Consider the following 12,194-nt stretch of genomic DNA (forward strand, 5'->3'; position numbering starts at 1 on the left):
AAACGTTTACGTAAAGTGTAAAAAAGAGAAGAAAGCTAGCTCCTCAATTTCAACACGCTGTTTCTCTCAGCAATTGAATGCGGCATGATCCGGCTTTCAATCATTTCATCGCCATCCATCAAATCAAAAATCATTTGAGCCGCTTTTTCCCCCATTTCATAAAATGGCTGGGCAACCGACGTAAGAGGCGGAATCGTCATATCTGCGATCTTCAGGTTGTCATAGCCGATAATGGAAAGATCGTCCGGAACCCGTATGCCAAGCCGGTAGGCGGAAGAAATCGCCCCCACCGCGATATCGTCGCTCGCTGCAAAAACAGCTGTTACATCAGGAAGCTGCTTCTTCAGCAGTTTCAGCCCTTCTGTTCCGTCTGAGAACGTAAACCCTCTCATTCGTGCAATAAAGCTGTCATCAGCGGGAAGCTCGTAATCGCTCATGGCATCCAGGTAACCTTTAATCCTCGGCTTCCCTGCAATCAGGTCCTGATCGTTGCCGCTGATCATTCCGATCCGTTTATGGCCTTGTTTAATCAAGTACTGCACAGCCGCATAGGCCGCACGCCTGTCATCCACTTTCACATACGGCACGGGATATGCCCGCGATTCTGTAGAGAGGAGCACGAGCGGAATATTCATCTTCTGAATAAACTCGTAGTATTCTTCTTTTAAAATTTCACTTGTAAAAATAATGCCGTCTACGCGTTTCTCATTCAGCAGGTGCAGATATTTCATCGTTTTTAAGCCGTTTGATTCCGTGTGGCAGACAATCACACTCGATCCAAGCTCATGTGCAGTCTTCTCAATGCCGGCCAGCAGCTCTGTAGCAAGCATGCTTGAGAGCGCGGGAAAAAGAACGCCGATGGTTGAGGTTTTTTTGTTGATCAGCCCTCTTGCAATCGCATTTGGATGATAATCAAGCTCCTCAATGGCTTTCAGGACTTTTTTCTTAGTCTGTTCGGAATAGCCCTTCTGATTGTTGAGAATTCTGGATACGGTTGCAATTGAGACATTTGCCTTCTTTGCAACATCCTTTATGGTGTAAGCCATTTCCCACCTTCTCTCCCGCTCTGGCGTATGAGTAAACGTTTTCGTAAAATGATCGTACCACCAAATGAAAGCATTTTCAATACTTTTTTGACCAAATAAATAAGAGCCCCCGAAAGGACTCTTATTGCTCCCATAAAAACTGGCCGACTTCCGCGTCTACCTGTTTGTTTTCATGGAGGCCATTATGAGTGGCTTTTTTTGAAACGACAACATGCTCGCGGTACTGGCTCTTTGAAAGATAATCGCCGAAGGCTGTAGCACTTTGAACAGAGACAAGTCCGTCGCCATCTTCTTTTTCACTGATTTTTCCTGCCAGTGAATAAACCTTAGTGCGGGGATCGAAGGCATTTTCCTCTGCATAGAGCTCCTGCAGGGCTTTGGAATCTGCAATCAGATCGTGTTCTTTCTCGTGGTACCGTTTTTCAAACACTTGCCTTTCTATGCCTTTAAACGGCGTTCCAATGGTCACAAGCTTTTCAACTTTCGGAAATTCTTTTTCCTGCTTTGTTTCCTGAATATAATTGACTGAAACAAGGCCTCCCATAGAATGAGCGACAATGTTGACCTTGTCATAGCCGTATTCTTCCTTCAGCAGCTTCATGATGTTCCCGAGCTCAACACTCGTATTTTCAAAATCGGCGTCGTTATCCTCGAAGTACACCTGTATCATAGGGCGTTCAGCTTTTGTGATGTTCAGTGGTGTACATGCCGCAGTCCCTTTTTTGGATGTGCAGATATGTGTTTTTTCGCCCCATTCATAGTCTGACTGAAAGCGGTCCAGCATGCCTTCAAATGAATTAATGGTTCCTCTGTATCCGTGTATAAAGACGGTGGGCGTCTGTTCTTCGCTTGCCCGGGTCGGCTCGTCCGGACCCAGCGCCTGAATGATCAGGATTGTTGAAAGAATGGCTGCTGCTGCGAATAAAGCGATATTTTTTTTTGAAGTCATAAAAAGTCCTTTCTTAACCTTGCTGTAAGATTAAAATATACCCCAGGCTTCATGCGCATAAACTGGAAGGTTCATCCTGACGCCAACCACTATCTTTTGCTTCTTTCGCCTGTTTTAGGCGATAATAAAAGAAAGATTTAAAAGAGGAAGGTATTTGCTATGAAAAAACGGACTGCAGCTTTGCTGATTATGGCTTTTATGATTTTGTCTGCCTGCAACCGCCCGCAGATGAATAATGAAGAATACAGCATGCAGAGCATTTATAATGGAACATGGGTCGACAGAGTAAAAGTAAAGGATGAGGGGAATTTTCTGATTGTGAACTTCCCTGAAGATGAAGGCCAGCTTGCTGAACTGACTCTCGGTTTAAAATCGAAGGACCGCAAAATTCTCAAGGAGCACAAAACAAAAACGACCATCCGCGGCAATGGCGATGGCCCGTTTACGATTGAAGATCCTGCTCTGGACAAACCTGTCGAAGGGACCATTTCCCTCCGCGGCGACGAAATCGTCGTCAGCATCAGCGGCCTGAATGAAAAACAGGAAAAAGAACTTGGCCTTCATAATGGCACAAGACTTTACAGTAAAGTTGAGTATGAGCTGAAATAAAAAATCCGGCTGAATGTCTAACGGGGTCGGTTGAGTGGTGCAACCTGCAAACTAACACGAGCAACACATCAATCATCATCAATTACCCGTTCCTTTCCGCTCCAGTCACTTGCTTTCCGCGGGGAGTGCCTGAAGCTTCCTCGCTGCGCTTGCGGGATCTTCAGTGCCCTCTTCATCCCGTAGAAAAGCGGAAGCGCTCGTTTTGCTCCGGCAGTCAGATAAGAAATCACCCGAAAAGTCCGGGTTTGACTTTGTGGGGGATTTTGTTCTGACAGAGGAGCCTGAGCGCTGCAGCTGGACAAGGAGTCAAGTGCCTTCCGCTTCAATCCACTGGTGCTGTAATGTTCAGCAAACAAGCACCATCAATCCCCACATTTACCAAACTCAGCAAAAGTAAACTTTGCTTTAATAAAAATGCAGGTTAAATTCATATACAATTTAACCTGCTAATTTAGCATTATGAACTTTCCCTCAACTGAAACTCTATTCAGAATCAATAAGCTGTTTCACAAACATAGGCAGAACAAAACTGGCATGATGAAGCTCCGGAGTATAATACTTCGTATCTATATCCCTGATCCTTTCCACTGACACTTCCAAGGGATCATATTTTTTGGATCCCAGTGTAAATGTCCACATGCCGCTTGGATATGTCGGGATGTTACATGTGTAAAGGCGAGTGATGGGAAATACTTCGCCGGCATCCTTCATGACATTTTTGATCAAGTCCGATTTGAACCAGGGGTTGTCTGTCTGAGCCACAAACATTCCATCGTTTTTCAGCGCCTTGGCGATACCTGCATAAAATCCTTTTGTGAATAATCCTGCCGCCGGTCCAACCGGCTCAGTGGAATCGACCAATATGACATCATAGACGTTTTCACTCTTGATGATGTGCTCGAAGCCGTCCCCAATCAGCAATTTTGCCCTGGAATCCCCGTAGCTTGAAGAAATCGATGGAAGATGTTTTTTGGAGTATTCCACGACCTTGCCATCAATCTCTACTTGCATGACACTCTCAACACCTGGATGCTTTAAGACCTCTCTAATTGTACCGCCATCTCCTCCTCCTACAACCAGCACTTTTTTTGGAGAAGGGTGGGTGTTTAATGGGACATGCACAATCATCTCATGATAGACGAATTCGTCTTTTTCTGACGTCATCACCATTCTATCCAGTAAAAGCATGTTACCGAACTCTTCTGTTTCAAGCATATCCAGCTGCTGAAAATCCGTTTGCTCACTCTCAAGCGTCCGGCGCACTTTTCCTGTAATTCCAAAAGACTTCGTTTGTTTCTCTGTAAACCATAATGACATTCTCTACAACTCCCATTTAACTAATTAACTTCAACCCGATGGCCGCGCTCAACACCATGGCCATGAAAACAATCCTCAGCACGCTCTTTGATTCTCCGTAGAATAGTATTCCGACCAATCCGGACCCCACGGTGCCGATTCCGGTCCAGATCGCGTAGGCAGTACCCATAGGAAGAGTCTGCATCGATAAACTTAAAAACATGAAGCTGCATGCCAGTCCGACAACAAAGACAAGATATGAAAAGACACTTTTTTTCTTATTGATTAAATTTAATCCTGTCACACCGATGACTTCAAAAATCCCGGCAACAATAAGAAAGATCCATCCCATTACGCCTCCCTGTTCCTGGCTATTTCCTGTCACAAGCTTCAGCCCTACAACCCCGATTAGAAGAACAAGTATCAAAAGCACTTTTGCCATTTGAAAAGGCACATCAAAGAAGGCCATTTCTGCAATGACAGTACCGGTTGTTCCAAGCCCGGCGAATACAGCGTAGGCGGTCCCTACCGGAAGGGACATTTGAGTCGCTTTAATCAGAAAACCGAATGACAGTACGATTGCTGCGATTGTTGCAGTCCATGTAAGAACATCTGATGAATGTTTCAATCCGATAACCCAGCCTACCTCAAAAAGGGAACCGAGCAAAACGAATGACCATGCTTTGTTCATGATTACCACTCCTTTTCATTAATAAATACCTCGCCAAAATACTTCCAGCGAATGCTCCAAACGTTTTTCAAGACGTTCAGAGCGTCCGTACAGCAATTCAACCAGGAGCCCGTCCAGGATTGTCAGATAAGTAACTGCAGCTTTTTCACATGTTATCTCTCCTTGAAAGGGTCCATACTTTTCAAAAAGCTGATAAAAAAGAGACTCTAATCCCGTGATATATCTCTCAGTGCCCTCTTTTACTGACTCTTCCAGCTCAACAGGCGGAAAAAACGACGTCCTCAAAAAGAACTTCATATTTGAATTTTCCCCATAACGATTAAGATAATTTGAAAGGAATTGATTCAGCCTGTCCCTGATTGAGCTTTCACTGCCCATCAAATATTTTTCAATAAAGTCCAATTCTTTTTGGACTGAATCGTAAAATGTTTGGATGAAAAGATCTTCCTTGCTTTTGAAATGCGAATAGATAGATTGTTTTTTAATGCCCGCTTTTTCTGCTATAGCAGCGAGAGAAGCTCCTTGATACCCATGAAGGGCAAATTGCTTTAGGGCAATTTCTTTTAATTGTTCAGACTTCACTCACATCGCTCCCTTACGAACGTTCGTAAGTTTATTTTAGTCAGTTTATTCATAAATGTCAAAGGTAGGCATTCTCTCCTCGATAAAGGTACACACAAAGGCGTTTATGAACGTTTCGTTTTACACGCTTACAGAGAACACATTTGGCCGGTGATAAATTTGACAGTTTGACGATTCATTTGACATGCTGAATAGTAAGAAAAGGGAAAATAGAAAAAGAAATGATTGGGGGTTGAAGGATGAAAGACAATCAAGTGAGGATGAATGGGATGTTCGTATTTCAGAAATATTTGTGGTATTTCTTTAGCGTTTGGTTTTTCATCGGGCTGATTCTAGTCGGCTTTTCGATTTTACCGCCTTGGCTTGAATGGGCAAATACGGTCTTCTTATTTGCTTCTGGTTTGTATGCTTCCTGCTATTTATGGAACGTGCTGCCGAAAGGGCGGTTCATTATTCCGTTTATTTTCTTTGGATCCATAGCCATTGAATCACTGGGTACTCATACCGGACTTATATTCGGTGAATACACGTATGAGGCGGATTTTGGACTGATGTTTTTGGGTGTCCCCATTACGATGGGGCCAGCGTGGCTGTCAGTCATTGGTGCCAGTCTGGCATTTTCTAAATTATTCTCGTTTCCTCACCGGACCATTATACTGGTTCCTCTTTTCGCGGTATGGCTGGACTTAGCCATCGATCCGGTCGCTGCCAACGTTAAGTCCTATTGGATTTGGGCTGAAGGTGGTTTGTATTATGATATTCCCTCCCAGAATTTCCTGGGATGGTATCTGACTGCACTTTTATTTGCAGCTGTCATATCAAGGTTCGAGGAGAAAGCTACAATAGTGGAATTAGAGAGAAATAATCAGTACTTGTTCCTAATGCTGCATATCCTTTTTAGTTTTACAGCGTTTATTTCCGGACTGTACGGCGTTTTGGCTGTTGGCCTATCGTCAAGCATATGCTATCTTTTCTTAAGAAAACGGCGCATAGGCATGCGTGGGTAAAAGCTGTAGAAAAGTTTTTAAGGCTGTGTGCATCTTATAAATGCTTGAACCCTTTTCATCTATAATTACTTGATGCGGCGCAGGCTTAGTTCCTTTTTCACTATCTTAAAGGCCTTGAAGCTCATTTTTGCTCTTACTTTTATATATGCTAAATAAGAAATTCCCAGGCCCAGAGCTGATTCTGCCTGTCTGTCCGTGAAAATAAATCTGATTATGTAAGAGGGGGCGAGCATCTTTGATTATGCCCCCCCAATGGTCTATTTTTTAATGAATGCCGCACTACCACTCATGCTTCTTTTAGACTGATTTTATTGCTGAAGCAAGCATAAGTTTATCCCTTGCTCATCAAAGACGAAGGAATGGTTTAAATAAAATATTTTGTATCATTTGTATAATATAAGCGATTTGACTATGTCATAGAAAGCTTCTCTCCATGCACTTCGAAAACCCTTCATCCCTGGATTCTCTCCAAATCAGCCTCTAATGCTAAAACTGAACCAAAATACTGTGAAGCGGCAGTAAACGAAATAAAGGCGCAAAGCTCACTAATTTCCGGGTGAGAAAGATGTTCTGTCAAAATTGCAAAAGCTGCATCAGAAACATCTCCTTTTTGTTTCACAAACACTTCCGCAAAACCAACTGCAACAGATATTTTTTCATTAAATAAATGGGGTTCGGGTTTCCCTTTTGCTTTACAATACATACAGCCAGTATTCTGAGCTAAAGTTCTCCTTACTTGCTCTTTTAGCTGAGGAGAAAGTCTCCCTCTTTCTTCTAACACTTCGCCAAGTTTCGTCCATTCATCCATTACCTCTTTGTTGTGTCCTAAAAGCTTTTGAAAAGGGGTCTTTCCAAATGCTGATTCAACAATTCTTGCCATACTCAACTCCTCCTTGTATATTAATCTTATCTAAATTATTTTTCTAACAACATTAAATATGAAACGAGTTCTCCGCAATAAAATTAATTTTCTAAATAAATCGGAGGTTTTTCTTTAAATATGAAAATCGATTCAATAGATCGCAAAATAATAGATGAATTAAGTAAAAATAGTCGCTTATCGATGAGTGAACTTGGAAGAAGAATTAATTTATCATCTCCTTCTGTAACAGAACGTGTAAGACAAATGGAGTCATTTGGAATAATAAAAAAGTATACGGTAGAAGTGGATTATGAGAAATTAGGCCTTCCTATACGATGTTTCATTGAAGCAACGGTGAAAAATGGAGACTATCATTCTTTCAGGAAGTATATTGAGGGTCTGCCGAATGTGGAATTTTTTGTTATCGGATCGCCGGAAACGCCTGTTATATCATGAAGTTACAATTTGACACTTTTGCTAAAGCAGAAGAATTTATCGAGGCTGTAAGTCCTTATGTGACTACTGTAACCCATTTCATTTTTTCACAGATTCAGACAGAAATAAAATTCGATTCAAACGAAATAAACGGGCAGTAGTCTTAACCAGTTTTCAGCCCATTCTTTTTAAATGTTACCTTTTAAAATCGTTTTAAATCTTTTAATAACAAAAAACAGCAGGTGTAAAATTACCCTGCTGCTTTTTTTATTTATTCTGCACAAGAAAATAGAGAAACCAGACAGCATGATTCTGCTCATCTAAAGCGGCCCGTTTGAATGCTTCTTTAATATATGGAGTGCTGCCGCTGTCTGAGATTGTCAGGTAAAAATCGACTGTTTCCTGTTCATCTTTAATCCCAGCGGTCAGTCCTGAAAGGTAATCTGCCGGGCATTCTTCCGTCTGTTTCGGACTGTACGGCTGTCCTGTCAGACTTTGATAGATGCCTGCAAAGGTCTGATAGTGTTTTGCCTCATCCTGCCTGATTTCCTGAATTGTCTTTTTCTCTTCAGGTGATTTTGCCTGGATGGCAAGCTTCTCATAGCACTGGATGGCATTGTATTCTCCTTCAAGCGCTTTAGCGATATTTTTGATTTCATCTTGATTCTGCCTGTAATAATCGTAGTAATACATAACTCCCTCTCCCCCTTAGAAGGTCACTGTTCATAATATATTTTTCAGATGGGGGATTATGCCTGTCAAAGATCGTTCGGCACTTTGTAGAGGTAGATGCCGATGATGGCCGCCCAGAGGGAGAGTGAAAAATAATCATCAAGCTTCAATGTCCCAAAGTAAAATTTGGCCTCTTTTAAAAAATCAGTCAGGTCTATACCCTGCAGCAGATCCAGTCCAATGGCCATTCCGAATAATCCGCAGAAGCTGAGCACGCCGAAAATGATTGTTTTAACCACTTTTGCCACCTGCCGCCTGGCGCTTTGCAAGGAAATCCTTTATCAAAAGAGAGGCAAGCAGCAAGACCGGAAGTCCAATCTGAAACGGGAGATGAAGGTAATATGGCACGACCCTGATTCCCTCCTCTATGTGCTCGATATAATCCGGCGCAATCAGCACGGAAAGGAGGATGACGAAAATCCCGAATGTCAGCGATATTTGCTTCATCGTCAGTGAGGGCATCGTCTCCTCGGCAATTCTCGTTGCTCCGTAAAAGAAGATATATACCTTCATGAAGCCTGTGACGATCATCAGGATGACGACGAACGAATCCAGTCTCTCGATGAAATCGGAAATGCTGACAAGCGATACGGATGTAAGGATTGGAAACATCGATCTTTCAACCATCTCAGGCCCAAGAATGGCTACATGCAGAAACGCTGTCGTAGTTAAAACGAATGTCACAAGGAGAAGGGATACAAACGTCATTTTGACCGCCTTCTGTTTTTTGTCGAGAAGCGGATAAATCATTAAGAAAACAACCATTTCTCCGTACGGAAATGTTAAAACAGTCGGAAACGCTGCATGCCAGACAGGCATCCATCCGTTTCCTAGCACAGGCTTTACATAGTCAAGATGCACAAGCTGCGATAGAACTTCAAAGAGGATAATCACGACAAACGGCGCCCAAATGAGGACGAACAAAATGATGTTGAGTTTAGCCACTACTTGAAACGACTTTAAGGAAAAGTAAATGACGCACAGGATCATAAAACTGTTGATCACAATCATGGATGTATCATTATAAGCGGAAATGATCAGGAGCTCCCCGAAATCTCTGAGAACCCTTGCGGATATGTACAGAAAATAAATCATATAGGCAAAACTGAAAACGATGCCCGCATATTTCCCAAAGCCCTTTTTCAGCTGGTTTGACAAGGTCAGTTCGGGATTTTTTTTCATAAGGACCAGGTAAAGGACAATGACCGGTATGGACAAAGTAAAGCCAAGAAGAATCGCAATCCACGCATCCTGCTTGGCTCCCTTCGCAGCATCAAGCAAGATGGCGCTTCCGATTTCAAATATAAAAATGGTAACGAGCAGCTGATTGGCTGTAATCGAAGGCCTTTGCATAGTATCGATCCTTTAGTTTGAATTTGTAATGTTGCCTGTACGCTTAATTTCCGCTTCTGCTTTCACACGGACTTCCGCCCCGGAGAAAAGTTCTGACCAGGAATGCTTTACACGCTTCCATTGATCCGGTTTGCTTCTGTATAGCACATCGTTGAACCCGTATATGTCTGTCTCCTGTTCCTGAGCCTCTTTTACCGCAGCCTCGATTTCTTCCTTCAATTTTTTCTCAAATTCTTTTTCATAGCCTGATATGATTTGTTTTTTAGTCATCTCCTTATTCGGGCAGCCCAGACCGTCAATCTCTCCCTCGGCTTTGATGGAGATGTTCAGTTTTGCCTTCCCTTTTTCAACCGCTGTTTCTTTCTTCGTTTTTGCATAGATGACTTTAATGGCGGTTTGGTTTTCTTCATCACAAGGAAGCATCACAAACGTATGCTGAATCCGGTTCTCAAAAAACAGGACACTGCGCTTATGCTCATCTTCCAACCAATACAGAAATTTGCCGCCGTGGTCAAAAACGGCAAGTCCTGACACAAGACTCGATTTAGGTGCTGCCTGCTCCAGATTTTCCTTAGTTGACGTTTTTTCGGTATAGTGAGGAGAGATGACGCCGCTGATGATCGGAAACGAAGCTTCGCTGTCTTTTTTCACGAGAAAATCTTTGATGGTGACCGTCATCGTATTTCCAAAGCCTTCTTCGTTCATTTTAAGCTTCCCCTTTATGGAATAAGCAGGAAGCTTGTTGATCATGGTCAGTGAATTCAGGATGTGGAAAGCGGATTCTTGTTTGGCGACAACAATTGGAACGTTTTCGCGGATCTCCGTTTCACGTTCAAGGATATCAAGTACCGGAAAAATCCCTCTTTCTGCAAGATCCTGTCCTACTACAATCAGGGCCATATGTGTATAAAAGGCTGTCCGGGATACTTGTCTTGCCGCATTCTCGAGTGCTTCAATAAAAGTTGGCCCGACACCTGTGTAGTTAACAATCGGAATGGAAGAAGTGCCGCTCGTTGCCCCCGTTATTGAAATAATTTCGCTGGGATCAGCAATCTGCAGGGTCACCTGATACCCTGTGTCCTCGTGCACATCCACTCCCAATGATAGAATGAGGGCAAGCTCATTCAGTTCCCGCTGGGTTCCGCAGCTTGTCAGCAGCAACAGACAGCAGAACAAGATCATCACCTTTTTCATAGAACATTCTTCCCGACTTTTTTGGATGATTGGTAGGTAAAATACGGCTTATCGAGTGATTTCAAGCTCATCAAATGCCCAAAGAGGACCATCATGGCAAGAAGCAGGCCGTAGAATCCGAGAAAATAAGAAACAAACATAAAGATAAAACGCAGCAGCCTTGCGGTAGTAGCCAGGCTGTAATTTGGCGTTGTAAAGCTTGAAATGGCCGTAATTGATACAACAATGACAACCGCAGTAGACACAAGACCCGCTTCAACAGCTGTCTGGCCGATAACAAGCGCGCCGACAATTGATACCGCCTGGCCAATGGCTCTTGGCATCCGGATCCCTGCCTCCCGCAAAATCTCAAAGGTGGTTTCCATGAAGAGCGCTTCAATCAAAGATGGAAATGGAATTCCCTCTCTCTGTGCATAAAGGCTAAGCAGCAGGCTGTTTGGAATCAGGGCCTGATGGTGGGTAACGAGACCAATATAAAAAGACGGTGCAAACAGGGACAGGAAAAAAGCGAAGTAGCGAAGGCCCTGCATAATTTTATCGATGTTGAACTGCTGAAAATAATCTTCTGTCGTTTGGAAAAAGCTTCTGAATTCGACTGGACAGTATAAAACAAACGGCGTTCCGTCCACGAATATTGCAATTCTCCCCTCCATAAGATTTGTGACTATTTCATCCGGCCTCTCTGTGTGGCTGATGACAGGAAAGGGAGTAATCTGCTTGTTCTGAATCATCTTTTCAATATACGCAGACTCAATAATAATATTGGGATCTTTCATCTCCAGTTTTTCTTTTAGAGACTTCAACGCTTTTTGATCCACTTTATCCTTTAAATACATCAGCTCCACATTCGTATGGGAGTACTTCCCTTCTTCAAGCTTTTCAAGGGACAGCTCTGCACTTTTAAGCCGTTTTCTGATTAAGGATGTATTCACCCGGATCTCTTCTATAAAACTGTCTTTCGGCCCCCGGATAACCGTTTGGGAGGTAGGTTCGGAAATTTCCCGCTTATCCCCTCCTGCAGTTGCCGCCGTTAAACCGAGTGCAATTTGATCAAACAGCAGGACTGTGTTTCCGCTCAGAAGCTCCTGCATGATGTTCTCCCACTTCGTTTCGATATTGATGGAATCAATGGCAAGAATCGACTCCTTCAGTTCTTTCACAAATTCAGCCGATGCGTACTTTTGTTTCGCAGCAAGCGAATCAATCAGCGGCTTCAGCATAAATTCATACACTTTAAGATCATCGGAAATGCCCTCGATCCTGAGCATGACCCCGCTGATGCCGGAATGCTGGAACGATTGAATTCTGTGGATGATCAAGTCAGCGTTGATTTTGGCAAATGACTCGATATAATCCATGTTTTCTTTTAAAACGCTCGAAATGGACCCTTCTTTTATGGTCATGTAACCACCGCATTTTTTTCGTTAGTATGTGTTTT

The 12,194-nt window shown here is 43.0% G+C and carries 13 protein-coding genes and 2 pseudogenes; 3 read left to right on the top strand and 12 right to left on the bottom strand.

The features are described 5' to 3' along the window. Positions 1–35: 35 nt before the first annotated feature. Together RKD52_RS18295 and RKD52_RS18300 are read right to left on the bottom strand one after the other, a co-directional pair. A complete protein-coding gene (locus tag RKD52_RS18295) occupies positions 36–1,046 on the bottom strand; it encodes a LacI family DNA-binding transcriptional regulator (protein WP_454100842.1) in 1,011 nt (336 codons plus the stop codon). Between the two features lie 121 nt (positions 1,047–1,167). After that, positions 1,168–1,995, bottom strand: coding sequence for an alpha/beta fold hydrolase (locus RKD52_RS18300; RefSeq protein ID WP_454100843.1), 828 nt, complete (start codon positions 1,993–1,995; stop codon positions 1,168–1,170). Positions 1,996–2,154: 159 nt separating this feature from the next. Between RKD52_RS18300 and RKD52_RS18305 the strand changes: the two genes are divergently transcribed. After that, on the top strand, positions 2,155–2,604 hold the full coding sequence (locus RKD52_RS18305; protein ID WP_454100844.1) for a hypothetical protein: 450 nt from the start codon (positions 2,155–2,157) through the stop codon (positions 2,602–2,604). A 483-nt stretch (positions 2,605–3,087) separates the two neighbouring features. On the opposite strand, the gene speE is transcribed toward RKD52_RS18305, so the two are convergent. From speE to RKD52_RS18325, 4 genes and pseudogenes are all read right to left on the bottom strand, one after another. After that, positions 3,088–3,921, bottom strand: coding sequence for a polyamine aminopropyltransferase (gene speE, locus RKD52_RS18310; RefSeq protein WP_454100845.1), 834 nt, complete (start codon positions 3,919–3,921; stop codon positions 3,088–3,090). Positions 3,922–3,937: 16 nt separating this feature from the next. Next, complete coding sequence (locus tag RKD52_RS18315) at positions 3,938–4,252, bottom strand: DMT family transporter (RefSeq protein ID WP_454101264.1); 315 nt, start codon at positions 4,250–4,252, stop codon at positions 3,938–3,940. A 6-nt stretch (positions 4,253–4,258) separates the two neighbouring features. Continuing rightward, positions 4,259–4,591, bottom strand: a pseudogene (locus RKD52_RS18320) (DMT family transporter); the annotation flags it as partial. Positions 4,592–4,609: 18 nt separating this feature from the next. Next, positions 4,610–5,173: a TetR/AcrR family transcriptional regulator gene (locus tag RKD52_RS18325; RefSeq protein ID WP_454100846.1), complete on the bottom strand. Its 564-nt coding sequence runs from the start codon at positions 5,171–5,173 to the stop codon at positions 4,610–4,612. Between the two features lie 239 nt (positions 5,174–5,412). Between RKD52_RS18325 and RKD52_RS18330 the strand changes: the two genes are divergently transcribed. Then, on the top strand, positions 5,413–6,180 hold the full coding sequence (locus RKD52_RS18330) for a carotenoid biosynthesis protein (RefSeq protein ID WP_454100847.1): 768 nt from the start codon (positions 5,413–5,415) through the stop codon (positions 6,178–6,180). Positions 6,181–6,631: 451 nt separating this feature from the next. Here RKD52_RS18330 and RKD52_RS18335 read toward each other — a convergent pair whose 3' ends face one another. Further along, positions 6,632–7,060 (bottom strand): carboxymuconolactone decarboxylase family protein, encoded by a 429-nt coding sequence (locus RKD52_RS18335; RefSeq protein WP_454100848.1) that lies wholly within the window; start codon positions 7,058–7,060, stop codon positions 6,632–6,634. A 120-nt stretch (positions 7,061–7,180) separates the two neighbouring features. Between RKD52_RS18335 and RKD52_RS18340 the strand changes: the two are divergent. Continuing rightward, a pseudogene (locus RKD52_RS18340) lies at positions 7,181–7,638 on the top strand (Lrp/AsnC family transcriptional regulator). A 106-nt stretch (positions 7,639–7,744) separates the two neighbouring features. Here RKD52_RS18340 and RKD52_RS18345 read toward each other — a convergent pair. From RKD52_RS18345 to RKD52_RS18365, 5 genes are all read right to left on the bottom strand, one after another. Then, positions 7,745–8,170 carry a ferritin-like domain-containing protein gene (locus RKD52_RS18345; protein WP_454100849.1) on the bottom strand — a complete coding sequence of 142 codons (426 nt, stop codon included), beginning with the start codon at positions 8,168–8,170 and terminating at the stop codon, positions 7,745–7,747. Between the two features lie 65 nt (positions 8,171–8,235). Then, on the bottom strand, positions 8,236–8,448 hold the full coding sequence (locus tag RKD52_RS18350; protein WP_454100850.1) for a hypothetical protein: 213 nt from the start codon (positions 8,446–8,448) through the stop codon (positions 8,236–8,238). Further along, the gene (locus RKD52_RS18355) at positions 8,441–9,562 is read right to left on the bottom strand and encodes a GerAB/ArcD/ProY family transporter (protein ID WP_454100851.1); all 1,122 of its coding nucleotides are present in this window, start codon (positions 9,560–9,562) and stop codon (positions 8,441–8,443) included. The genes RKD52_RS18350 and RKD52_RS18355 overlap by 8 nt, the downstream gene beginning before the upstream one ends. A gap of 12 nt (positions 9,563–9,574) precedes the next feature. Continuing rightward, entirely contained in the window at positions 9,575–10,756 is a 1,182-nt protein-coding gene (locus tag RKD52_RS18360) for a Ger(x)C family spore germination protein (RefSeq protein WP_454100852.1), read from the bottom strand. Further along, positions 10,753–12,159, bottom strand: coding sequence for a spore germination protein (locus RKD52_RS18365; RefSeq protein ID WP_454100853.1), 1,407 nt, complete (start codon positions 12,157–12,159; stop codon positions 10,753–10,755). The genes RKD52_RS18360 and RKD52_RS18365 overlap by 4 nt, the downstream gene beginning before the upstream one ends. Positions 12,160–12,194: the final 35 nt, after the last annotated feature.

This window comes from Metabacillus sp. SLBN-84 (genome assembly GCF_053629595.1).